The 24,595-nt window shown below is 30.2% G+C and carries 21 protein-coding genes and 1 other annotated feature; of the genes, 4 read left to right on the forward strand and 17 right to left on the reverse strand.

From position 1 onward, the window contains the following. Positions 1-85: 85 nt before the first annotated feature. On the reverse strand, positions 86-199 hold the full coding sequence (locus Q0K54_RS05755; protein ID WP_294578949.1) for an LPXTG cell wall anchor domain-containing protein: 114 nt from the start codon (positions 197-199) through the stop codon (positions 86-88). Between the two features lie 263 nt (positions 200-462). On the opposite strand from Q0K54_RS05755, the gene Q0K54_RS05760 reads away from it, so the two are divergent. Both Q0K54_RS05760 and Q0K54_RS05765 read left to right on the forward strand, forming a co-directional pair. After that, the gene (locus Q0K54_RS05760; RefSeq protein ID WP_294578952.1) at positions 463-1,689 is read left to right on the forward strand and encodes a hypothetical protein; all 1,227 of its coding nucleotides are present in this window, start codon (positions 463-465) and stop codon (positions 1,687-1,689) included. Between the two features lie 261 nt (positions 1,690-1,950). After that, a complete protein-coding gene (locus Q0K54_RS05765; RefSeq protein WP_294578953.1) occupies positions 1,951-3,384 on the forward strand; it encodes a helix-turn-helix transcriptional regulator in 1,434 nt (477 codons plus the stop codon). Between the two features lie 232 nt (positions 3,385-3,616). Here Q0K54_RS05765 and Q0K54_RS05770 read toward each other — a convergent pair whose 3' ends face one another. Together Q0K54_RS05770 and Q0K54_RS05775 are read right to left on the reverse strand one after the other, a co-directional pair. Next, a complete protein-coding gene (locus Q0K54_RS05770) occupies positions 3,617-5,047 on the reverse strand; it encodes a tetratricopeptide repeat protein (RefSeq protein WP_294578956.1) in 1,431 nt (476 codons plus the stop codon). 12 nt (positions 5,048-5,059) lie between these two features. Next, complete coding sequence (locus tag Q0K54_RS05775) at positions 5,060-6,214, reverse strand: Card1-like endonuclease domain-containing protein (RefSeq protein ID WP_294578959.1); 1,155 nt, start codon at positions 6,212-6,214, stop codon at positions 5,060-5,062. Positions 6,215-6,478: 264 nt separating this feature from the next. Here Q0K54_RS05775 and Q0K54_RS05780 point away from each other — a divergent pair, with 264 nt between their 5' ends. After that, entirely contained in the window at positions 6,479-7,423 is a 945-nt protein-coding gene (locus tag Q0K54_RS05780) for an L-lactate dehydrogenase (protein ID WP_294578962.1), read from the forward strand. Positions 7,424-7,545: 122 nt separating this feature from the next. Here Q0K54_RS05780 and Q0K54_RS05785 read toward each other — a convergent pair whose 3' ends face one another. From Q0K54_RS05785 to Q0K54_RS05845, 13 genes are all read right to left on the reverse strand, one after another. Continuing rightward, positions 7,546-7,959, reverse strand: a complete 414-nt coding sequence (locus Q0K54_RS05785) for a peptide deformylase (protein ID WP_294578965.1) — start codon at positions 7,957-7,959, stop codon at positions 7,546-7,548. Positions 7,960-8,182: 223 nt separating this feature from the next. Beyond that, positions 8,183-8,746: an accessory gene regulator B family protein gene (locus tag Q0K54_RS05790; protein WP_294578968.1), complete on the reverse strand. Its 564-nt coding sequence runs from the start codon at positions 8,744-8,746 to the stop codon at positions 8,183-8,185. A 97-nt stretch (positions 8,747-8,843) separates the two neighbouring features. Then, positions 8,844-10,103, reverse strand: coding sequence for a GHKL domain-containing protein (locus tag Q0K54_RS05795; RefSeq protein ID WP_294578971.1), 1,260 nt, complete (start codon positions 10,101-10,103; stop codon positions 8,844-8,846). Further along, positions 10,100-10,786: a LytTR family DNA-binding domain-containing protein gene (locus Q0K54_RS05800; RefSeq protein ID WP_294578973.1), complete on the reverse strand. Its 687-nt coding sequence runs from the start codon at positions 10,784-10,786 to the stop codon at positions 10,100-10,102. Before Q0K54_RS05800 ends, Q0K54_RS05795 begins: the two co-directional genes overlap by 4 nt. A gap of 218 nt (positions 10,787-11,004) precedes the next feature. Beyond that, positions 11,005-12,684 carry a biosynthetic-type acetolactate synthase large subunit gene (gene ilvB, locus Q0K54_RS05805; protein WP_294578975.1) on the reverse strand — a complete coding sequence of 560 codons (1,680 nt, stop codon included), beginning with the start codon at positions 12,682-12,684 and terminating at the stop codon, positions 11,005-11,007. Positions 12,685-12,702: 18 nt separating this feature from the next. Continuing rightward, on the reverse strand, positions 12,703-14,379 hold the full coding sequence (gene ilvD, locus Q0K54_RS05810) for a dihydroxy-acid dehydratase (protein WP_294578978.1): 1,677 nt from the start codon (positions 14,377-14,379) through the stop codon (positions 12,703-12,705). 13 nt (positions 14,380-14,392) lie between these two features. Continuing rightward, positions 14,393-15,475: a 3-isopropylmalate dehydrogenase gene (gene leuB / locus Q0K54_RS05815; protein ID WP_294578980.1), complete on the reverse strand. Its 1,083-nt coding sequence runs from the start codon at positions 15,473-15,475 to the stop codon at positions 14,393-14,395. After that, entirely contained in the window at positions 15,476-15,958 is a 483-nt protein-coding gene (gene leuD, locus Q0K54_RS05820; RefSeq protein ID WP_294578983.1) for a 3-isopropylmalate dehydratase small subunit, read from the reverse strand. Further along, a complete protein-coding gene (gene leuC, locus Q0K54_RS05825) occupies positions 15,958-17,232 on the reverse strand; it encodes a 3-isopropylmalate dehydratase large subunit (RefSeq protein WP_294578986.1) in 1,275 nt (424 codons plus the stop codon). The genes leuD and leuC overlap by 1 nt, the downstream gene beginning before the upstream one ends. A gap of 98 nt (positions 17,233-17,330) precedes the next feature. Further along, positions 17,331-18,347 carry a ketol-acid reductoisomerase gene (ilvC, locus tag Q0K54_RS05830; RefSeq protein WP_294578989.1) on the reverse strand — a complete coding sequence of 339 codons (1,017 nt, stop codon included), beginning with the start codon at positions 18,345-18,347 and terminating at the stop codon, positions 17,331-17,333. A gap of 22 nt (positions 18,348-18,369) precedes the next feature. Beyond that, the gene (gene ilvN / locus Q0K54_RS05835) at positions 18,370-18,876 is read right to left on the reverse strand and encodes an acetolactate synthase small subunit (RefSeq protein WP_294578992.1); all 507 of its coding nucleotides are present in this window, start codon (positions 18,874-18,876) and stop codon (positions 18,370-18,372) included. A 16-nt stretch (positions 18,877-18,892) separates the two neighbouring features. Further along, positions 18,893-20,569, reverse strand: coding sequence for a 2-isopropylmalate synthase (gene leuA, locus Q0K54_RS05840; protein ID WP_294578995.1), 1,677 nt, complete (start codon positions 20,567-20,569; stop codon positions 18,893-18,895). A 70-nt stretch (positions 20,570-20,639) separates the two neighbouring features. Next, positions 20,640-20,892, reverse strand: a binding site (T-box leader). Positions 20,893-21,001: 109 nt separating this feature from the next. Further along, complete coding sequence (locus tag Q0K54_RS05845) at positions 21,002-21,616, reverse strand: CpXC domain-containing protein (RefSeq protein ID WP_294578998.1); 615 nt, start codon at positions 21,614-21,616, stop codon at positions 21,002-21,004. Positions 21,617-21,815: 199 nt separating this feature from the next. Here Q0K54_RS05845 and Q0K54_RS05850 point away from each other — a divergent pair, with 199 nt between their 5' ends. Continuing rightward, positions 21,816-23,819, forward strand: coding sequence for a choice-of-anchor I family protein (locus tag Q0K54_RS05850; protein ID WP_294579001.1), 2,004 nt, complete (start codon positions 21,816-21,818; stop codon positions 23,817-23,819). A gap of 33 nt (positions 23,820-23,852) precedes the next feature. Here the strand turns inward: Q0K54_RS05850 and Q0K54_RS05855 are convergent, their stop codons facing one another. Then, positions 23,853-24,224: a hypothetical protein gene (locus tag Q0K54_RS05855; RefSeq protein WP_294579003.1), complete on the reverse strand. Its 372-nt coding sequence runs from the start codon at positions 24,222-24,224 to the stop codon at positions 23,853-23,855. Between the last annotated feature and the right edge of the window lie 371 nt (positions 24,225-24,595).

Genomic DNA, 24,595 nt, shown 5'->3' on the forward strand with positions numbered 1-24,595 from the left:
AAAGTATTTAAGTTCATTATACATCAATGCTTTTTGATGTAAAGAAAAATCACCTGGATAAAAGGTGATTTTCAGATTATGAAATTTATTTTTTGATTTTCTTTTTATAAATAACAAAGCCAACAATAACTACAACCGCAATAATCATTACGATTACATAAGGCATGATATTAGCACTATCTCCTGTCGCTACACTCATATTAAAACCTCCTAATATAGACATTATTATACACCTAATCTGGTTATTTGACTACTTTCGTGTAATTAACTTAATATTCTCCCTAATTCTAACAAGAATTTTATATTAATAATATTTTATCGTTTTACAGCATGTAAATAATTTACAATTAATCTATCTACAATTTGCAAAAAATAACATTAACTCAACAAATTATTACATCTATAAAATTTTTTACATTTACTTATGTATAATTAAACTTATATTATATGGGGTGAAGTGTAGTGAATAATAAAAAATTTGCAAGTCTTTTAAAAAAATATATTAATAATAACCAATATACTGTTGTATATTTATCAAAACTAACCAATATCCCACGTTCTACCATTCAAAAATATATGTCAGGTAATCTTTTACCAACAAATTACAATAATATAGAAAAAATCATCAGTTTTTTTCCACTTACTGCTTATGAAAAAAACGAATTAAAAAATACATATATCATAGAAAAAATCGGCTATCCAAAATTCAAAAAAATCAATATACTAAAAAGAATTATTGAATCTTTAAATAATATGGATAGTGAAATGATTCAATATAATATTTCCTATAACTTTAAAAAAATCAATAATTTTGCCAAAAATCCCGAAGAATTAAAACTGATGGTGCATTATATCTTAGAAGAAACTATAGTAACTACTAAAAAACTTAAAATATTATTAAATTGCAATAATAATCTTTTTGATATTATCTACATGTACGCCAAAAATAATCCTGAATTATCTTTGGATATATTAGTAAATCTCAAAAGTCTTAATAATCAAGCATCATTATTTAATTTAGTACAATTTGAAAAGTTATTAAAATTATCATTATTAGATAATAATATATCCATTAGATATGTCCATGGAAACGAAACTAACTTTAATTACTACAGTATATTTCCTTATATGATTGCCAGTGACAAAAAAATAATTTTAATCAATAGCGATTATACTCTAGGAATTTTAATCGATGATAATCAAAAATTTTTACATGATGAATATAATAAAAAAAGAATATCTGCCAAAAAACTGATTACCAAGGGTAATAAACAAGAAATAGATATAAATAGAATATTTAATGACTTTATTAATTCAAAATCACCTGATCATTATATCTACAGTGGTAAGTTTTTAAACTATTTTAATTCTATTCAAAATTTAAAAAGCAATTTTACTATTTATTTTAAATTCAACAACGAGGCCATAAATCCAACTTTAATAAAAGAACTTGAAGAAAGCGATAATGTAGCTATCCATATGATCAATAATCAAAAATTTCTTTTTCCCGATAATTTAACGATTTTTAGTAGTCAAAAATCATTAATTATTATCAAAGATAATATTGTAATTAATGTCTTAGAAAACACATTATGTCAAGATTTTCTTTTACTCAACAATTTATTTATAACAAATGATTATTGTTTTGATCAGCAAACAAGCATAAATAAAATAAACCATCTACTATAAAATATCTATTTTAAAACCTAGCTAATAATAAATCACCAGCTAGGCTTTATCTTTAATATAGTAATTTCAATATAAATAACTCTAATTAAATCAACTATCAAATTAACCAAAACCAATTTTAATTCTTTCTTTTATTATTAAGTAATTAAAAATAAAAGAGAAATATGAAACATAATTACCTTTATATAATTGAAAAATAAAACATTTAATTCAAATAATGTTATAATTATAACTAGATTCTTTGAGAATGTGAGGATACATATGAATAAAGTAAGATTTCCTGTACTATTAGATTATTTAATCAAAAATCATACTTACAATAACAAAAAACTAGCCCAAGAAACCGGTATCGATCGAACAGTAATTCAAAAATATATATCAGGTGCCAGATTACCTTCAAGCTACGATAATATCGAACTAATTGCTGATAAACTAACACTGCCTGAAGAAGAACGTAATATGCTATATGATGCCTATAAAATTGAAAAAGTTGGTTATGAAAAATATGAGCAATTAAAACTAATCAAAAAGATTATTGAAAACATTAGCTATCCCAAAAAGATTGATGATTATGATTTTGATATATCATATCAATTCAACAATATAAACCATTTTGCTACCACTCATCAATCATTACTAATTTTAGTGAGATATGTAATTGATCAAGCAAAAAATGGTAACGACAACAACATATATGCGTATTTACCTGATAATACAGATATTATTGATTTAATTAGTGATAATTTAAATTCTAGCAGTCCATTGTATTTAAATCTGCTTACTAATATCATTACAGTTGAAAAAGCTCAGATAGATAATATAAAAAAATTCGAAAATCTTTTACCACTAATTTTCTTAGATAATACGCAAATTCGATATCAGTATGAAAATTTATCACTAATTCAAGAGACCAATTTTTCTTATCCATACTGTATTAGTAGTCCTAGTTGCTCATTACTTATTAATTCCGATTTATCTTCTGGAATCTTAATAGAGAATGAAGGAAATAATTATATTTTGAAACAATTCAAAGAAACTTATGACAAGTCCATGCTATTTTGTCAAAATATCAATTCTGCTACAGAAATAATTAAATACTATAATTCAGAATCAAAAAATATTAATTATGTTCGTTCATTTTCATATGAACCATGTATTGTTCCATGTTTAGATATTGATTTGATCCACAAAAGATATCAAGGTCCTAAAGAATATGGCAAACAAATTATTGATTTTCTAATTCAATATAAAAATCAAGAATTGCAACACATAAAAAATGGAAGCAAATTTAGTTTTTACTTTACCAAATCAGGTTTGCAATCATTTTATGATACTGGCCGTGTTAGTGAGATACCAAATCAGTTTTATCACCCGTTTTCTAAAAATGATGTTATTTTACTATTATCAAGAACTTTAAATTTGGCTAGAAATTATGATAGTTATCGATTTTATTTAATTAATGAAGCTAAATTTAATATTCCCAATAAATTTAGTTTAGTATTAAATGATGAAACTGAAGCTCTTATTACTCTTGGTGGTGATAATAATGATACATCAGTCAATATTGCCATTTTGGAACCAATCTTAAGGCGAGAGTTTTGTTCATTAATTGAATTAATTGATTTAGAAGATAGCTATTATGACTTTGAATACTCATTTAACTATATTCAAAAGTTTATCGATTCACATAAATAATTGATATTCAAATAATGTAACACTATTAAATATCTTTTACTAAGCAACACATTATATGTAACTTTATCTATTAAATATAAATTTATCTGGTTTGAATTTGCTGTATTCTCAAACACTATAATTATATAAAAAGGATACTACTTTTTTATAGCAACTTGCTTAACCAAACTTGTAATATCCTTTTTTGCATTTTAATTACTATTTCATATCTAAAATTTCTTAAACAAACATGTCATGCATATCTTTTTCCAGCACTTAATTTTTGATAACTATCCATCATCCCTTTTAAACAATCTTTAGTAATCGGATAACTATCACCATAGTTATTTTTATAAATTCGGTAACATCTTCGATACAATAACAAAGCTGTTTGATATTGTTTTAAGCAATAATAATCAAAAGCTAAATTAAACAAAAACTCTGTAGCTACTACATCATCATTTTGACTTAAACAGTAGTTATAGCTGTTTAGATCTTTACTTAATAATAATTGGTTTAATTTATCACTTTGATTAAGCAAACGTAACCGCTTAGTATCAATTTTGATAGTAGCATAACTTTCAGTTGGCATTAAATGCTTGATTTTTTGTGATATTTTATTAGCTTTATCAATCATATTTAAATTAATATAGTCAATTTTTAGATTTTCTAAAACGTCGATGAATATTCGATTATACTCATCATACACTTCCAGCATTTCCTGATAATATTGATAATCCAACTCTAATGCCTGATGATATTTATGTAATAAACGATAAACATCAGCCTGATTTTTAATGCTTGCAAGAGTATCCGGATGATTTTTACCTAACAGCTTAAATCTTAATAAATAACACTTTTTATGCAGATTTAAAGCCAGATAATAACTTTCTAATCCTTGATAATCTAATGCCAGATTATTTAAACTATTTAAAGTATCTTGATGGTTTTCAGTTAATAACTTTAAATATAATTGATAACACTGATCATCTAATGTTAATGCTTCTTGATATCGGTACAGTTTTCGATAGCAGGCAGCTAAATTTGACATAATCTCTAACGTTTTTAAATCTTCACATCCATATTTAGCTTTTATAATTTGATAACATTGCTGATATAGTTTTAAAGATCGTTCATATTTTTCAATCATATAATAATCTTTAGCTAGTATTTTTAAAGCAGTGATAGTTTGGATATTTGAAGAACCTAAAATTTGATTTTTTAAATCATAACTTAGCATGTCAATTTTAATTAATTTATTTATTCTAAAAGAATCGGGTTTATTTAAAATATCCTCTCGGATTTTATCAAAATAATCATCTTGATAATTTAATGCTTTTTGATATAGTTCATTTAATGATCCTTCTTTTACTGAAGTCTCACTATACATCAAAGCAAAGTTAAATAAACTATTTAAAGTCTCTAAATGATTGGTTCCAAGTAGATCATTAAATACTTGATAACATTCTAAATATATTTGATAATCATATTTAAAATCATCAATCAAATCATAACAGTTTTCTAATTGATTTAATGTTTTAAGCGTCTTTTTATCATCTAATCCTAATAGCTCGCTTTGAGCATCAAAACACTCCTGATAGATTGGTAACGCTAAATAATATTTACCCTCTTGATAAAAACCATCAGCTTGATTTAATAAAATAGCAATACTTTCTTCATCCATAATTTTCCTCTTTTAATAAACTGATAATAATTTTGATACTAGATTTCCTTTTTTGATATCATCTTTATCAATAATGATACAATCTAGCTTTCTAGCTCGTTCATATATCAGACTAGTTCTTTCATCAATATCAGTTGTCGTAACAATTACTGGAAAAGATTCTTTTAAGCCAAATCTTTTAGTAATTACATATATTTCATTTAAATATTCTGTTTTTAATTCACTGGTCTTACAAGAAATAAAATATAGTTTTCTACCAATTCTAGCAATAACATCAACTTCATTAATAATCTTATTTTCATCGTCTTTATCCCAATCGATAATTGTATTGATTTTTATTTCATCAAATTGCTTAGAATTATATATCTGCAAATAAGTATAAACCTCTAAAAAACTACCTTGTTGATTAATTAAATTTTCAATTGTTTCATCATAATAATTAAAACAGATGCGCTCATCATAAATCTCTAAATTAATTAAAGCCCCAATTTTAGCTAAAGTATTAAACATCGAAATATCTGCTTTGATTTTTCTACCGTCTAATTTGATATTTCTAGGAGCATCAATATTCCCATAGTAATTCGAATATTTTGCATTAATATATGAAATAAAACGACTAAATCGTTTCCAGCGATTGACATCTTTTAATGCCAAAGCCACAACTTGATCAATAAAACTATTATTAACAATTTTATGAACATCTTGATTACCGACAAAAGATGTTGCTCCAGCCAGATATAATATTTGTTCAATATCCAGTTTAACAAAACTAATTGTCTGATAGGTATTTTGGCTATCATTATTTAAAAGAATTATATTTTCATTTTCAATATCCAAATAGCTACATTGGATTTGATTTTCAATTGCGTATTTAAGCAAAGGAACTTTAATTCGGTCTTCACCACCAGTAATATCAATACAATCAACATCTTTAATTACTTGATGCAACTTTTCATCAATGATAAAAACTGATGAAAAATCAAGTTTTACTATTTCTACATTTATTCCTTGACATTTATTTTCAAGAAACGCTGCTGTATATTTTGCTTTTTGAATCAAATCATCATCTTCGTCAACTAAAAATGTAACTTTCAAAGGATTAAATGCCATACTGGCATAAATATTATCTTCCAGTGAATCTGTAAATATCTCTAATAATTGTTTCATATCTTTCTCCATTAAAATAGATTTTTTTACTTATAACAATATTTTGATCATTATTTCGCCGTTTTTTATAAACTTATTATAACTTCAAATTAATCAATATAAAATAATCCACGCATTAAATTCCATATTTAGATTAAAATTAAATTTTTTATTTAAATAACTTGAATTAATCAACTAAATTTTATTAATCAAAAAAATAGGGCATTAAATTTGTATTTATAAAAAAAACCGGTATACTGAAAGTAACAAGAGGAGGAAATTATTATGGCAAACATGCAAAAAATCGCTGTTATTGGATGTGGTTTTGTTGGATCAACATCAGCTTTTAGTTTAATTCAAACAAATTTATTTTCAGAAATGGTTTTAATAGATGCAAATCAAGATCGAGCTGAAGGAGAAGCAATGGATTTAAGTCATGGTAGTGCTTACTCAACACCAATGAAGATCTATGCTGGTACTTATGATGATATCGTAGATGCGGGAATTATTGTTATTACGGCTGGAGCTAATCAAAAACCTAATGAAACAAGATTAGACTTAGTTAAAAAGAATGTTAATATTTTTAAAAGTATTATTCCTGAAATTACTAGTAGAAATTGCGAAGGGATCATTTTAGTTGTTTCTAATCCAGTTGATATTTTAACTGAAGTTACTTTAAGATTATCAGGACTACCTGCTAATCGAGTAATTGGTTCTGGAACTGTTTTGGATACTGCAAGATTAAAATATGTTTTAGGTCGTCACTTACAAGTAGATCCACGTAATATTCATGCTTATATTATTGGAGAACATGGAGATAGTGAACTAGTTGTTTGGTCAGGTGCTAGTGTTGGTGGTATTCATATTAATCACTTCTGTGAATTAAGAGGGCATTTCCAGCATGAAGAAGCAATGGAACGTTTAGCTCAAGAAGTTCGTGACAGCGCTTATGAAATCATCGAACGTAAAGGAGCTACTTACTATGGTGTGGCTGTAGCTGTTAAACGAATTGTTGAAGCCATCGTAAAAGATGAACATGCGGTTTTACCAGTATCTAGTTTAATGCAAGGTGAATTTGGTTTAGATGGTTTATGTTTAAGTATTCCAACTGTTGTTGGCCAAGACGGGGTTGAAAAAGTTGTTGATATTCATCTAAATGAAGAAGAAAATCAAAAATTACAAGCTAGTGCTAAAGCCCTAAAAGAAATTATCGATAGTCTTGATTTATAATTCTTATAATTTTAATGCCAGAAACAGTGTTTCTGGCATTTTTTATTATTAAAACTATTTTTAGAATATCTTGCATTAATATCATTATCGTCTTCAACAATTAAAATTTTTGACATAGTTTACTAAATTAAAATGCCCTGACAATGATCAATTTCATGTTGAATGATTTGAGCTGTAAATCCTGTGTAAGTTTTAATCTTCTTTTTAAATTTTTCATCTAAATAACTAACTTTTACCTTTTCATAACGGCTTGTTGGTTTTCTTTGAGGTAATGACAAACAAGCTTCTTCAGTTTGATATTTTTGACCAGAAAATTTCATTATTTCTGGATTGATCATCACAGTATAATCTTTTCCATCTTTGATTACAATAATACTTTTATTAACACCAATCATATTAGCGGCCATTCCTACACAATTCTCTTGATGGGCTTTGATCGTATCCAACAAATCTTCTACTACCTCAATATCATTTTCAGTTGCTGGCTTAGCTTTTTGACTTAATAAAAAACTATCCGTCACTATTTCCTTAATCATTAGTACTTCATTCCTTTCCTTAATATTAAAACACAAATATTATAACATTCTCCACTTTCTTTTTAAACAAACAAAAAGACACATCCCTGTGCCTTTTGTTAAAATTAACCCGATATTATATTTTCTAAATTTCAAATATTCTAAATAACTACTTCAAATTAGAATTATAAATTATTTAGTTTTTCTTCTTGGTTTGTAAGCTCCACCTGGTGAATAATTGTTTTCATACTTTTTGGCAATTTTTTTCACCATTTTGCAGACTTTTTCTTTTGTCATTATACCTTTTCACCTCCATACTTATTGCAGTCATAAAGACTGTAAATCCGATTACATATGAAATCATTGGTATTTGATAGAACATAACTATCAAGAGTAGATAAATGACAAATAACACTTGGCTACGTAAAATGTTTTTTTCAAGCAAACTGGATTCTTGAAACCAAAATGCCTTAGCACTAAACAATAACATTAACGTCAAGATATATCCATTTAAATAATGATATATCAGCATACATATTACATAAACCGTTGTCGTTATAAACATACACTTTTGAAAACTATCTGCATGATAACCATCCACTAATGTTCTTAACGAAACCATTACTACGACAAAAATAATAGTTTCCAATAACTGCCCCAATAGTAATCCGATAGCGAAAATGATAAAAATTAATATACTCTGTGTTAAAACCAACTCTACCCCAAATCTTATCTCATCAAATTCATCATCGGTTACTGATTTGCCCTCAAGCAGATATGCTGTTATCTTTTCACTTACCTTCTCCATGATTTCACCTGCCTTGATTATATTACAATTTTTGACATATTTTAATACTTGTGGATCGAACGGTCGAAAATTTGGATCCAACGGTTAATTTTTATCTTTATTCACTAATAATAATTCTAAAAAAGACTCGATTATTAGTATATTTATAATCAATCATTCCACCTAATGAAGCGATAATTTCTTTAATGATCATCATACCATTACCATGACCTTTACCTTTAGTCGTAATAAAATTAGGTTCTTGAACAACTGGATTACTCACTTCAATTAACAGCATGTCTTCTTTACTAACTATTTTAATTGTAATATTTTTATTATCAGTTTGTCTTGCCGCTTCAACGGCATTATCAATTAAATTAAACAATAAACTACTCAGTTTATCCTCCGGTATTTTTAAGTTAGCTTTGACGATTAAACTTGTTTCAAAATTAATATCCGGATTCAAACTTATTTTAGAATTGACAATGGCATCAATAACATTATTTCCACTAAAAACAATCTGCTTTATCTCATTTAAATTATGATTTAATTTAACTAAATATTGTTTGGCCTCTTTTGAATCATTATTAACTAACCCATTTAAGACATCAAGATGATTGATAAAATCATGTTTAAACTTACTTAACTCCAATTGTTCATGTTTTAAATCATTTAGATATTGCTTGGTCATACAATAAGAATTTTCCAATAACTCTAGTTTTCCATTTTCAATAAAATTTTCTGAAGAACTTAAAATAAAATAATCAACTAAAACTAATAATATTGCCATAAGAATAATTGAAACTGTGATATCTATATCGTTTGTTTTAGATAATATTGTATTCAGTAATAATACAATAAATAATTCTATAATATTAATAATAGTATAGAACGCAATGTTAATTGTAGGTAATCCATCAAAAATATACTCTTTCTTACTTAATATCCTGTAACTGATAAATAGAGCTAGCATATTTATTACTATAATAACTGCCCATCTTCCATTACCAGTTAAAACCTTTGAATAATCTGATGATAAATATGTCATTCCTAAAGATATAATGATTCCACAACTAATTACAAAAACATTATAATATAGAATAGTTATCAGTAAATTACTAAACTTATATTGCTTAGTAATAAAGCCACAATAGATAAAATCAGTAATCATGCATAATAGATTTCCAATAATAAACCAGCTGGCAAAATCTGCAGTTGAATAGGTGACAATATTTACAACAATCGCATAAATAAGAATTGCAATAATTAGTTTAAATGTTTTTTGTTTTCTTACTTTAGGAATTACTAAAGAGATAATAAATGTTAGGCCTACAACATACATTAATGAGTAAATATATTCAATAAAAAAATTAATCATATTCGTTCCATCACTTTCATAATCAATTCAAAAATACTTTCCTTCTTTCGCCGACTAACTTCAATTTCTACATTTGTATGATTTAAAGTTATAATATTTCCTTTCATCTTTTTGACATTGTCGATATTGATAATTTGATTCTTATTCACTTGAATAAACTGACTCGGTAAAAGTGGCAGTATTTCTTTAAAAGGAATGTAACCGATATCTTCATATTCATGTGTTAAATGAACAAATACATGCTTTTGAACATATTCGATATATAAAATATTCATTGGATTAAAACGATATATTTCTTTTTTATTGCTTATAGTAATTTTACGGTTTTGATTAACTAATTTAAATGTTTCATTTAACACGCGACCAATTTCTGTTTCTAATTGATTTTTGAATATGTATCCAGCAACATTGATCCCAAATGCTTCAGCCATTCTATCAGGAATTCCAGTTATGAATATGATAATAATATTTTCATAACGTAGTTGCTTAGCCAGAGCAATTCCATCAATTTCTGGCATATCAATATCTAAAAGTATAATATCGTAATCTTTGCTGCTATTAATAAAATCTTTGGCTTTTGTATATTTGTCTATTTTACACTTTTCTAAATAATTCCTTTCTAATATTAACTCGTGAATCTTGTTGCAATAATAAATCTCATCATCTAAAATTGCTATTTTCATTTCCTATCTTCTCCATTTTGGTTTCTTTTTTTAGAGCATTATTGTTTTTAGGTGTGTTAAAGATATTTGGGAAAGTCAAAATTATCTGACAAATATCATTATATTATAATAATAGCTTTGAAAGTGAAATATAATTCAATCCAATTGTATTAAAAGTGAATTATTTGTATTTTAAAGTCAAAAAAGCATTCTAGATTTTCTAGAATGCTTTTATCTTGTTATTTATTTTTTAAATCTGAAGCATCAAAAGCTTTAGCAATTGCACCACCTGGAGCAACCATTGGGAATACTTTATCATCTTGATCAATAATACATTCAATTACCACTGGTCCATTATATTCCATTGCTTCTTTTAAAGCTGGTACTAATTCATCTTTAGTACTAACTTTAATCGCTTTACAGCCAAGTCCTTCAGATACTTTACAAAAATCAACTTTATCAGTTAAGATCGTATTAGAATAACGTTTTCCATAGAATAGTGTTTGCCATTGACGAACCATTCCCAAAACGTGATTATTCATAATAACTTGAATTACTGGTATATTATAACGGCTTAGTGTAGCTAATTCATTCATATTCATTCTAAAGCAGCCATCACCAGCAATATTGAAAACTGTTTTAGTTGGATTCCCTAATTTAGCTCCCATTGCAGCGCCAAGACCAAATCCCATAGTACCAGCACCACCTGATGTAATTAATTGACGTGGACGTTTAAATTTATAATATTGAGCTGTCCACATTTGATGCTGCCCAACATCTGTACACATAATTGCTTCACTATTAGTTAGATAATCAATTTGTTCAATGATGTAAGGACCTGTTAATCCTTCATGATCATAAGTTAATGGATATTGTTCTTTTAAATCACGAATTTCTTTTAACCAATGTGGATGGTTTTGTCTTGAAAGTTTAGCATTCAATTCTTGTAAGACACTTTTAGCATCTCCAACAATACCCAAATCAACAACTATATTTTTATTGATTTCCGCTGCATCGATATCAATATGAATAATTTTAGCATTTTTGGCAAAAGTTCCAGTATCTCCAGTTACCCGATCAGAGAAACGAGCACCAATAACAACCAATAAATCACAACGGCTTACCCCAAAGTTAGATGTTTTAGTACCATGCATTCCTAACATTCCAGTATAACGAGGTCTTGTACCATCAAAAGCACCTTTACCCATTAAAGTATCTGTAACAGGGGCATCGATTTTTTCAGCAAATTCTTTTATTTCAGCACTGGCACCACTAATAATAGCGCCACCACCAACGAAGATATATGGTTTTTCGCTTTCTTCAATCATTTTGATAGCCTGATTGATTTCTTGGTTACCATAAGTATATTTACGTGGTTCGATTACTTCAGGTACTTCTGGTTCAAAATCAATTGTAGCTGCCGTAACATCTTTGGTAATATCGACTAACACTGGACCCGGTCTTCCCTCTTTAGCAATTTGGAAAGCCTTACGAATTGTTGGAGCTAGATCTTTGATATTTTTTACAATAAAATTATGTTTAGTAATTGGCATTGTCACACCAGTAATATCGATTTCCTGGAAACTGTCACGTCCTAATAATGAAACTCCAACGTTAGCAGTAATTGCCACAACTGGTGAAGAATCCATATAAGCTGTAGCAATACCAGTGACTAGATTAGTAGCTCCTGGTCCTGAAGTAGCCATACATACTCCAACTTTACCAGTAGAACGCGCATATCCATCAGCCGCATGAGCTGCGCCTTGTTCATGTGAAGTTAGAATATGATTAATTTTATCTTTGTACTCATATAAAGCATCATATACGTTTAAAATTGTTCCGCCTGGATAACCGAAGACAGTATCCACACCCTGTTCGATCAAACATTCAACAACAACTTGCGAACCCGTTAATTTCATATCCCGTCCTCCTTTACATTATTTTTCCATTTTAGCTTCTAAAATTGCACCTCGATCGGCAGATGTTACCATTGCAGCATATCTTACTAAATATCCTTTAGTAATTTTTGGTTGCCGTGGCTGCCATTTAGCTTTACGAGCAGCTAATTCTTCATCACTGACTTGAACATTAATTGAATGTTCTAAGATATTAATATCAATAATATCGCCTTCTTCAATTAAAGCAATTGGTCCTCCAGCAGCTGCTTCTGGTGACACATGCCCAATTGAAGCTCCACGAGTAGCCCCAGAGAAACGACCATCAGTGATCAAAGCTACGTCTTTATCTAAGCCCATTCCAGCAATCTCACTAGTTGGTGATAACATTTCACGCATTCCTGGACCACCTTTAGGTCCTTCATAGCGAATAACAACTACATCACCTTTAACGATCTTTCCACCACGAATAGCCGCGATTGCTTCATCTTCACTGTCGAATACACGAGCTGGTCCACTATGAACCATCATTTCTTCAGCTACTGCTGATTGTTTAACAACAGCACCGTTTGGCGCAATATTTCCTTTTAAAACTGCAATTCCACCATATGGTGAATATGGGTTGTCGACTGGACGGATAATTTCAGGATTTAAATTAACACAACCTTCAATGTTTTCACCTACTGTTTTTCCAGTTACTGTCATAATATCAGTGTGTAATAATCCTAATTTATTAATTTCATTCATAACAGCATAGACACCACCAGCATCATTTAAATCTTCCATGAAAGTATCTCCAGCAGGAGCTAAATGACATAAGTTTGGTGTTTTCTTGCTGATTTCATTAGCTATTTCTAGATTTAATTCAACTCCAGCTTCATGAGCAATCGCTGGTAAATGTAACATTGAGTTAGTTGAACATCCTAAAGCCATATCGATTGTCAAAGCATTATAAAATGCTTCTTTAGTCATAATATCACGTGGTTTAATATCTTTTTTAATACATTCCATGACTTGCATTCCGGCATGTTTAGCTAAACGAATTCTTTCAGAGAATACGGCTGGAATTGTTCCATTTCCTCTTAATCCCATACCTAAAACTTCTGTTAAACAGTTCATTGAATTAGCTGTATACATTCCAGAACATGATCCACAAGTTGGGCATGCTTTTTGTTCAATTTCATGTAATTTTTCTTTAGTAATTTTTCCGGCATTAAACTGACCAACTGCCTCAAACAAAGATGAAAGACATGTTTGTTTTCCATCAACACGGCGCCCTGCTAACATTGGGCCACCTGAAACAAAGACAGTTGGGATATTTAATCTAGCTGCTGCCATTAATAATCCTGGTACGTTTTTATCACAGTTAGGAATCATAACTAAACCATCAAATTGATGTGCAGTCGCTAAAGCTTCAGTACTATCAGCAATCAATTCTCTAGTAACCAGTGAATATTTCATCCCGGTATGATTCATGGCAATTCCATCACAGACAGCAATAGCAGGAACTTCAACTGGAACCCCACCAGCTAAATAAATTCCTTTTTTTACCGCTTCTGCAATTTTATCTAGATTCATGTGTCCAGGCACAATTTCATTATATGAATTAACAACTCCGATTAACGGACGTTCTAACTCTTCATCAGTATAACCTAACGCATTAAATAGTGAACGATGTGGTGCTCGTTCAGTCCCACTTTTTACATTATCACTTCGCACTTAAAATCCCCCTTTACATATTCGCTACGATCAAATCGCCCATTTCTTTAGTACCAACTAAAGTTTTTCCTTCAGACATAATATCAGTCGTCCGATAACCTTGTTGCAAGACTTTTTCAATTGCTGCTTCAATCACATCAGCTTCTTGATCCAAATCAAATGAATAACGAAGCATCATTGCAGCTGATAAAATTGTAGCAATTGGATTAGCAACATTTTGTCCGGCAATATCTGGTGCACTACCATGACTTGGTTCATACATACCAAATTTATCTTCTCTTAAAGAAGCGCTTGATAACATTCCAATTGAACCAGTTACCATACTAGCTTCATCACTTAAAATATCACCAAACATATTTTCTGTTAAGATAACATCAAATTGTTTCGGATCTTTGACTAACTGCATCGCACAGTTATCAACTAACATATGTTCCAAAGTAACTTCTGGATACTCTTTAGCAACTTCATTTACTATTTTACGCCATAATCTTGAAGTATCCAAAACATTTGCTTTATCAACGCTAGTTACTTTTTTATTTCTTTTCATAGCAATATCGAATGCTCTTTTAGCAATTCGTTTAATTTCTGTTTCACTATAGCTCATTGAATCACGAGCTACCAGTTCCCCATTTTCTTCTTCAGTTGAGCGCTTACCAAAATATAAACCACCTGTTAATTCACGCATAATCATCATATCAAAGCCACCTTCCGTTAACTCTTCTTTTAACGGACATGCTCCTTTAAGTTCATCGTATAAAATAGCTGGTCTTAAATTAGCAAACAATCCTAATTCTTTACGAATCTTTAATAGTCCAGCTTCTGGACGTAAATTTGGCTCTAGTTTATACCATGGTGAAGTGTTGGTATCACCTCCGATAGAACCCAGTAATACTGAGTCACTATCTTTAGCAATCTGTAAAGCTTCATCTGTAAGCGGCACTCCATGGACATCAATTGAAGCTCCACCCATCAAAATTTCAGTATAATTAAATTTATGATTATATTTTTCAGCAATGGCATCAAGAACCTTTAATGCTTCATTTACAATCTCCGGTCCGATCCCATCACCTTTAATTACTGCAATATTCTTTTCCATTTATTTACCTCTTTTTGCATTTACATAGTTGACTAGTCCATTAGCGGCAATCATTTTTTGAATAAATTCAGGGAAAGGTTGACTCTGGAAAGACTTACCAGTGGTTACATTAGTAATAACTCCAGTATCATAATCGATTTTCACTTCATCACCTTGATTAATTCCATCAACAGCCTCAGGACATTCCATAATTGGTAAACCAATATTAATAGAATTACGATAGAAAATTCTCGCAAAACTTTTAGCGATGATACATTCGATTCCAGCTGTTTTTAAACAAAGTGGTGCATGTTCTCTTGAAGAACCACAACCAAAGTTCTGACCAGCAACAATAATATCGCCCTTTTCTACTGTTTTAGCAAAATCAGGATCAATATCCACCATTGCATGAGTTGCTAGTTCATTAGCATCAAATGAATTTAGATAACGCGCAGGAATAATTACATCAGTATCAACGTTATCACCATATTTGTATATTTTCATTACTCCACACCTACCTTTTCTGGATTTGCAATATATCCGGCAATAGCACTAGCAGCCGCTACTTCTGGAGAAGCTAAATAAATCAATGCTTCAGTATCTCCCATTCTTCCAACAAAGTTACGGTTAGTAGTTGAAACACATTTTTCACCTTTAGCCATAACTCCCATATGACCTCCCATACATGGGCCACAGCTTGGAGTATTGAAAGCACATCCAGCTTCAACAAAGATTTCAGCTAAACCTTCAACAATACATTGTAAGAAGATTTTTTGAGTAGCTGGAACTACCATTACTCTAACATTACGAGCTACTTTCTTTCCTTTTAAGATTGCAGCAGCTTTTCTTAAGTCACTAATACGGCCATTAGTACATGAACCAATTACTACTTGATCAATATAAATTGGTTCCATGGCTTCAATTTCATCAATTGTATGTCCATTTCCAGGTAAATGTGGGAATGCAACAGTTGGTCTTACTTTGCTTAAATCAATTTCAATTACTCTTTCATATTCTGCATCTTCATCTGCTTCATAAATTTTATATTCTTTTTTAGAATGTTCTTCCATATAAGCAATTGTTTGATCATCAACTGGGAAAATACCATTTTTAGCCCCAGCTTCAATTGCCATATTACAAATAGTAAAACGATCATCCATTGTTAGATATTGGATTCCATCACCAACAAATTCCATTGATTTATACAAAGCACCATCAACACCAATTTCATTAATTATATGTAAAATGACATCTTTTCCACTAACATATTTAGTTGGTTTTCCAGTTAAAACAAATTTAATTGCTTCTGGTACTTTAAACCATAATTCACCAGTTGCCATACCAGTAGCAATATCTGTTGTTCCAACTCCAGTTGAAAAAGCTCCTAAAGCCCCATAAGAACATGTATGTGAATCAGCACCGATGATACATTCACCTGCAACTACAATTCCCATTTCTGGTAAAATCGCATGTTCAACACCACATTTACCTTGTTCCATATGATATGTTAGTTCTTGTTCATTAGAAAAATCCAAAATCGCTTTTGAATTTTCAGCTGATTTAATATCTTTATTAGGAGTAAAGTGATCTGGTACTAAGACGACTTTATCTTTATCAAAGACTTTATCAGCCATTTGTCGAAAAATTGGTAAAGCCATTGGACCAGTAATATCATTAGCCATTACCACATCCAATTTTGCTTCTATCAATTGACCGGCCACGACTGATTCCAAACCAGCATGATCAGCCAAGATTTTTTGTGTCATTGTCATTGCCATTATTTTATATCCCCCTTTTATTCCTTTGTAAGTTGTAATTAAGGAGTCAAAACAACTCCTTAATTACAACACACAAAAGTGTGTTGTTTTAAAATATATTAGTTATTGATTAATTTGTCTTCATCAGACCAAGAATATAATTTTCTGATTTCTTCTCCAACTTTTTCAGATTGATGTTCTTTAGCTAATTTTCTCATTGCTTTGAAATGAGCTTGTCCACCAGCATCTGACATATCTAATAAGAAGTCTTTAGCAAATGTTCCATCTTGAATATCTTTTAAGATTTGTTTCATTGCTTTTTTAGTATCTTCAGTGATGATTTTTGGTCCAGTAATATAATCACCATATTCAGCAGTATTAGAGATTGAATATCTCATTCCTGAGAATCCTGATTGATAAATTAAATCAACGATTAATTTCATTTCATGGATACATTCAAAATATGCATTTCTTGGATCATATCCAGCTTCTACCAATGTTTCAAAACCAGCTTGCATTAAAGCACAAACACCACCGCATAATACAGCTTGTTCACCAAACAAGTCAGTTTCAGTTTCAGTTCTAAAAGTAGTTTCAAGGATACCTGCACGAGCACCACCAATAGCTAAACCATAAGCTAAAGCGATATCTTGAGCTCTACCAGTAGCATCTTGTTCAACAGCTATTAAACATGGAGTTCCTTTACCAGCTTGATATTCACTACGAACTGTATGTCCAGGCGCTTTTGGAGCAATCATAGTTACGTCAACATTTTTAGGTGGTACGATTTGTCCAAAATGAATGTTGAAACCATGGGCAAACATTAACATGTTTCCTTCTTCAAGATTTGGTTCGATTGATTCTTTGTATAATTTTGCTTGTAATTCATCATTGATCAAAATCATGATGATATCTGCTTTTTTAGCAGCTTCAGCTGAAGTATAAACTTCAAATCCTTGATCTTCAGCTTTTTTCCAAGATTTTGAACCTTCATATAATCCGATAATTACGTTAACACCTGATTCTTTTAAGTTCAATGCATGAGCATGTCCTTGAGAACCATAACCAATAATTGCAACTGTTTTTCCATCTAATAAAGATAAATCACAATCAGATTCATAAAAAATTTTAGCCATTTTTCTTATCCCCCTATCTTCTTTATTTATGACTATTTATATCAATTTCGCCAAGACCACGTTTGATTCCAGATAATCCAGTTCTAACGATCTCAACGATATTGAACCCTTCTAACATGGCAAGCAGTCCATTAATCTTCGATTGATTTCCTGTTGCCTCGATTACTAATGAAGCCGGTGCTACATCAATAATCCGTGCTCTAAAAATATCCGCAATTGAAACTACTGAAGAACGTTGTTGCTCATTAGCTTCAACTTTAATTAAAACTAATTCCCGATAAACCGATTCTTCTGGTTTTAACGGAGATATATCAATTACTTCAACTAGTTTACTAAGTTGTTTTTCAATTTGACTAAGGATTAAATCATCCCCATGAACAACAATAGTCATTCTTGAAATGTTTGGCTGATTTGTCCCACCAACACTAAGACTATCAATACTATAACCACGACGGCTGAATAAACCAGCAACCCGACTTAGCACTCCAGGATTATTTTCCACTAATAATGATAATACTAAAGTGTTCATAATTTGCTCCTTTCGCTTATTTTAGCGCCCGATATAAACGATTCATTGCAGAAATAATCGCTTTAATCGTTGCTGTAGTAATATTTGGATGAATTCCAACACCATATTCTTGTTTAGCACTACCTTTGGCTCTTAAATATACATAAGCTGCTGCTTTAGAACTTGATCCTGAACTTAAAGCATGTTCACTATAGTCTAACAAATGTGAATAAAGACCAGGAAGTGAATTTAACGCATTTTTTACTGCATCAATTGGTCCGTTTCCTAAACCAGTCAATTCTTTAATTTCACCATTTACTGCAACAGTGATTTCAGCGCGACGTTCATATTCGCTGTCATCACCACTAATATCAATTAATTTTTGACTTATGAAACGATAAGGTTCTTCAAGATCAACATATTGTTCAATAAATGTATCATAAACTCGCTCTGGAGAAACTTCTCCTTCTTCTTCACTGATATCTTGAATAATCTTTGAAAAATCAACTTGAAGTCCTTTAGGCAAATGGAATCCATACATACTTTCCATGACATAAGCTACGCCACCTTTACCAGATTGAGAGTTGATTCGAACAATTGGTTCATATTGACGTCCAATATCACTTGGATCAATTGGTAAATATGGAACTTCCCAAATATCACTGTTTCTTTCTTGTAAAGCATGCATACCTTTATTAATAGCATCTTGATGACTACCAGAAAAAGCAGTGAAAACTAATTGTCCAGCATATGGTTGACGAGGTGGTATTTCCATTTTCGTAACTTTTTCATAGACATATTTTATATTATTAATATTGCTCAAATCAAGTTTTGGATCAATTCCTTGAGTGAACATATTTAATGCTACTACAACAATATCTAAATTTCCAGTTCTTTCACCATTTCCAAATAATGTTCCTTCAACACGATCAGCTCCAGCCATGATACCTAATTCAGTTGCAGCCACTCCTTCACCACGATCATTATGAGTATGCAATGACAAAATAACTCTTTCACGATCTCTAAAATGAGTTGACATCCATTCAATTTGATCGGCATATACATTTGGTGTTGTCATTTCAACAGTAGATGGTAAATTGATAATAACTTTTTTATCTTTTGAAGCTCCCCATTCATCCATTACTGCTTCACAAACTTCTAGAGCATAATCTAGTTCAGTTCCGGTAAAACTTTCTGGTGAATATTCAAGAATTACTTCACCATCAAATTCTTTGCTTAATTCTTTAACTAATCTTACTCCATCAACGGCAATCTGTTTAATTTCTTCTTTATTTTTATTAAAGACAACATCTCTTTGTAATGTTGAAGTTGAGTTATAAACATGAACGATTGCTTTTTTCAAACCTTTCAATGATTCAAAAGTTCTTCTAATTAGATGTTCTCTTGCCTGTGTCAATACTTGAACAGTAACATCATCTGGTATCAAATTTTCTTCAATCAATATTCTCAAAAAATCATATTCTATTTGACTAGAAGATGGAAAACCAACTTCGATTTCTTTAAATCCCATATCTACTAAGAGTTGAAACATTTCCACTTTCTCTTCGATTTTCATTGGTGTAATCAAAGCTTGATTACCATCACGTAAATCGACAGAAACCCACGTTGGCGCTTTTTCAATTACTTTATCAGGCCATGTACGTTCTTTAAACTTAATTGGTTCAAATCTCTTATACTTTTGATAATTCATCATTTCCCTTTTTCCTCCTATATATTTTTAAATACTTATAAAAAAACTCTCGCACTCAAAATGACATAGTCATTTTGAGGACGAGAGTATACTAACCCCGTGGTTCCACCTCAATTTATTAATATCTCACGATATTAACCTCACTAAGTACGCTATACTATTATAGTTCATACTCTTGCTAGATAACGGTTGCACTCCGTAGCCACCTACTAATTTCAGCGCTCCACTCAAGGATGAGTTCAATAAACAACCAACGATTCTTTACACCAGCCAGAATCTCTCTAGGCATGATTTATTTATCTACTAGTTCCTATCAAAGTATTTAAGTTATGTTACTCAATATGATAGCTTGATATCATCTTTTAGTCAACCCATTTTCCAAAAAAATCCACAAATAATAATTTATTAAAATGATGATATTTTATCAATAGACTATTAATGATATTCGCTCATTTTGTTTCTAGTTACAACTGCTTTAGCTGCAAAAGTTTTATCAACTAAATTATACTCATCTAAATAATTAGCATATAGTTTTTGATAGTTTTGATATTCATCTAATAAAAATGGAAATTCTTTAATTATTTCATTATCTGGATAAATTAAATAAAAACGTAAACCCTGGTTATCATCTAAAACTAAATCATAACTAGCTTTACTAGTTAAAGTCGTTCTTAGATCATGTTTCATAATTTCAATAATTCGATCATCCAAACCATTTTCTTTTATTATAATCTTTTCTTTTAATTCTCTTACATCACTAACAAAACGAATTTCATAATCCTTCAAATCTAGACCAACCTTTTTCAACAATTTTGGTCCATTTGAACTTAAGATTAAAGCATATTTTAAGACTGGATCATAATAAACACACTCATATAAAATTCTTTGATAATGACCACAATGCAAACAATAATAATAAAACAAATCTTCATCCATAATTTCTTTTTTAGCTTTTAAATCTTTTTGACCATTAATAATTGGATAGATTTCTTTTTCACCAGATTCCAAACAATGAACACAACTTATCTCTAATTTCAATTTATTTATCATCATGAATTCCTCCTGGGTACTATTGTATAAATCCAATAAACTATTACTATCAAACTATCTATAGTTTTTCTAAAGATTTCGCAAAGTCGTTAAATATACAAATAATTTTACACAAAATTTACAATTCAATTACATGGGCTAGATAGTTATAAATAAAACAATTTATATAATAAAAACACAAAATAAAAAGGAGAAAGATATGAAAAAAACAAAAATACTTACCGGACTTTTGACACTTTCAATGCTGACATCAACTGCAATGACGACATTAAACGCTCAAAATGATCGTACTAGTTTTAATAACACTATGCATGAAATCGCCAACTATAATACAAATGCTGGTGCTGATGGTGATGGTGGTGTTGCCGAAATTGTCAAATATAATAAATATAATCAAACTATGTATTTAGTTTCTGGTAAAACCCAATCTGTTCATATTGTCAATTTAAGTAATGTTAGCTCTGATAGTAACATTAATTTAGATGCCACAAAAACAATCACCCTTGAATCTATTGGAATAACTGATGCTGAAGATATCACTAGCGTTGATGTTAGTCCTGATGGTAAAGAAATTGCAATTGCCATTCAACATGAAGAATATGATAAAAATGGTTATATTGCCAGATTTGATGCTGATGGTCAATTAATTAGTATCCACAAAGCTGGAGTACAACCTGATATGATTACATACTCTCCTGATGGTTCTTTAATTTTAACTGCTAATGAAGGAGAACCTCGTCTAGGATATGATAATGGAGCTATCGATCCTAAAGGATCAATAACTGCCTTAGATACCAACACTAATCAAAGTTATGATATTGATTTTACCGCTTTTGATAGCGTCGAAAATCGCGCCGATTTAGTAACCAATAATGTCATTATTAAAAAAGATACGGCTCCATCTGTCGATTTTGAACCAGAATACATTACAGTTTCTAACGATAGTCTAACTGCTTATGTTACTTTACAAGAAGCTAATTCAATTGCAACAGTTGATCTAACGACTAAACAAGTAACTAGAGTAGATTCTTTAGGTTTTAAAGATTATAGTAGTGGTGAAAACAAGATCGATCTTTATAAAAAAGACGATGCTATCAATATTACAAATACTGATGAGTTTTTAGGTATTTATATGCCAGATGGTATTGCTTCATATGAAGTTGACGGTAAAACATATTTATTAACAGCCAATGAAGGTGATAGTCGTGAATGGGGCGATTATATTAATGAAGTTGAAGAAAAATATGGCGAATCAGAAAGTAAGATCGTAACTTTAAATACTGATGATTACGATGGTTTTGATAACTTATCTAAAAAATATTTATTCGGTGGTCGCTCTTTTTCTATCATTGATGCTACAACTATGAAAGTGGTAAGCGATAGTCACGGTGAATTTGAAGAAATTACTGCCAAATTGTTACCTGAATATTTTAACTGTTCAAATGATGATATTTCATTTAAAGATCGTAGTGGTAAAAAAGGTCCTGAACCTGAAGACGTTAAAACAATGATCATTGACGGTAAAGCAATGGCATTTATTGGTTTAGAAAGAATCGGTGGGGTTATGATGTATGATGTCAGTGATCCTGCTAATCCTACTTATGTTGATTATCTTAATTTAAGAGATTTCAGTGATGATATTAGTGGTTCTGTATCACCAGAAGGATTATGTACTATCAGTGCTAAAGATAGTCCAACTAATAAACCAATGTTACTTATCGCTAATGAAGTATCTGGTGATGTTAATGTCGTAGAAGTTGCTGGCGAAACATATCAGCATTCCCTAACACTAGATAAAACCGAAATAAATCTTAAACCAGGTGAAACCCAGACATTAAATATCACTTATGATGGTTATAAAACATTAACATACTCAAGCGATAATACTAATGTTATCACCGTTGATAATAACGTTATTACGGCTATCAATCCTGGAGATGCTACAATTACAGTAAGTGATGGTCAAATCCAAGCGACTTGCAAGGTAACTGTAACTAAGCCAGATAGTAGTCAAACAGAAACAAAAACACCAGATCAAAGGCCAAATACACCTGATCAAACTGTTTCAAACCAAGAAAAACAGCCAACAAATTCAGAGGTAAAAACTGGCGATGAATCTAATTTAGGATTATATACGGTTATTTCATTTTTAGTGATTGGTCTAATTATCGAATTAGTTAGAAGAAAACAACAAAATCATTAATATTATAAAATTAAAGGAAACTAGTTTTAATAACTAATTTCCTTTTTCATTAATTATTCTTTCAATTGTTATCGTAGTGGGTTTTCCATTGATATATCCTTCTTTTGATCTTAAATCTTCTATCAGCCGTTTTGTCATTTCTGCAATTTCCTCACTTTTTACCAGCCCTACTAACCTCATTATCTTATCTAATGATATATCAGTCTGCTCCAATAGATTTATCAGTATGTCATATTTCTCTTCGATTCGTCCAGCCATGCGATTTTCGATTATTAACCCCTGGGCTAAATTACACATATTTTCAACTCCTTCCTTTAATTCTGCACTCATTTTAAATTTATATTCATTTTCCAGAATCTTCCTTATCTCCCTAGCACTTGCTCCATTCATTCCAAACAGTAACATTACTGGCCTTAATAACGCATCATTTTCTTCATATTTTTTGCTTATTACATGTTTATTACTAGTATAGATTGTTACGATCTTGATTTTATCATAAGCTTCTTGATTATTTAGTAGTTTTCCTGACGCTACTTTCTCCTGTAATTTATAGCTCCTTATTGTTCCATCATCTTTTAGCGGTGCCTGTGGCAGCAGTCAGATTGAATATACTTTTTGCATCTTTTGATACTTGTTGGCCCTGATTACAGTTTTAAACTGTTGTGATATCTGTTGACTGGTATAGGCTACCCCTCTAGTTACGATTTCATATTCGTTATAGATACTATTTTGGGCTTCGATATTAATCTGTAATCTGGTATTTGTACCAGGTATAT

It is taken from the genome of uncultured Thomasclavelia sp., assembly GCF_944324745.1.
Classification (GTDB): Bacteria; Bacillota_I; Bacilli_A; order Erysipelotrichales; family Coprobacillaceae; genus Thomasclavelia.

Excerpts from the sequence above, each read along its gene's own strand:
- leuB (WP_294578980.1), bottom strand. The coding sequence starts at position 15,475 with ATGGAAAAGAATATTGCAGTAATTAAAGGTGATGGGATCGGACCGGAG.
- Q0K54_RS05755 (WP_294578949.1), bottom strand. The coding sequence starts at position 199 with ATGAGTGTAGCGACAGGAGATAGTGCTAATATCATGCCTTATGTAATC.
- ilvC (WP_294578989.1), bottom strand. The coding sequence starts at position 18,347 with ATGGCTAAAATTTTTTATGAATCTGATTGTGATTTATCTTTATTAGAT.
- Q0K54_RS05790 (WP_294578968.1), bottom strand. The coding sequence starts at position 8,746 with ATGGAGAAGGTAAGTGAAAAGATAACAGCATATCTGCTTGAGGGCAAA.
- Q0K54_RS05765 (WP_294578953.1), top strand. The coding sequence starts at position 1,951 with ATGAATAAAGTAAGATTTCCTGTACTATTAGATTATTTAATCAAAAAT.
- Q0K54_RS05855 (WP_294579003.1), bottom strand. The coding sequence starts at position 24,224 with ATGTTACTGTTTGGAATGAATGGAGCAAGTGCTAGGGAGATAAGGAAG.
- Q0K54_RS05780 (WP_294578962.1), top strand. The coding sequence starts at position 6,479 with ATGGCAAACATGCAAAAAATCGCTGTTATTGGATGTGGTTTTGTTGGA.
- Q0K54_RS05845 (WP_294578998.1), bottom strand. The coding sequence starts at position 21,616 with ATGATAAATAAATTGAAATTAGAGATAAGTTGTGTTCATTGTTTGGAA.
- leuA (WP_294578995.1), bottom strand. The coding sequence starts at position 20,569 with ATGATGAATTATCAAAAGTATAAGAGATTTGAACCAATTAAGTTTAAA.
- Q0K54_RS05795 (WP_294578971.1), bottom strand. The coding sequence starts at position 10,103 with ATGATTAATTTTTTTATTGAATATATTTACTCATTAATGTATGTTGTA.
- leuD (WP_294578983.1), bottom strand. The coding sequence starts at position 15,958 with ATGAAAATATACAAATATGGTGATAACGTTGATACTGATGTAATTATT.
- Q0K54_RS05785 (WP_294578965.1), bottom strand. The coding sequence starts at position 7,959 with ATGATTAAGGAAATAGTGACGGATAGTTTTTTATTAAGTCAAAAAGCT.
- Q0K54_RS05775 (WP_294578959.1), bottom strand. The coding sequence starts at position 6,214 with ATGAAACAATTATTAGAGATATTTACAGATTCACTGGAAGATAATATT.
- leuC (WP_294578986.1), bottom strand. The coding sequence starts at position 17,232 with ATGGCAATGACAATGACACAAAAAATCTTGGCTGATCATGCTGGTTTG.
- ilvN (WP_294578992.1), bottom strand. The coding sequence starts at position 18,876 with ATGAACACTTTAGTATTATCATTATTAGTGGAAAATAATCCTGGAGTG.
- Q0K54_RS05800 (WP_294578973.1), bottom strand. The coding sequence starts at position 10,786 with ATGAAAATAGCAATTTTAGATGATGAGATTTATTATTGCAACAAGATT.
- ilvB (WP_294578975.1), bottom strand. The coding sequence starts at position 12,684 with ATGAAATTAACGGGTTCGCAAGTTGTTGTTGAATGTTTGATCGAACAG.
- Q0K54_RS05850 (WP_294579001.1), top strand. The coding sequence starts at position 21,816 with ATGAAAAAAACAAAAATACTTACCGGACTTTTGACACTTTCAATGCTG.
- Q0K54_RS05770 (WP_294578956.1), bottom strand. The coding sequence starts at position 5,047 with ATGGATGAAGAAAGTATTGCTATTTTATTAAATCAAGCTGATGGTTTT.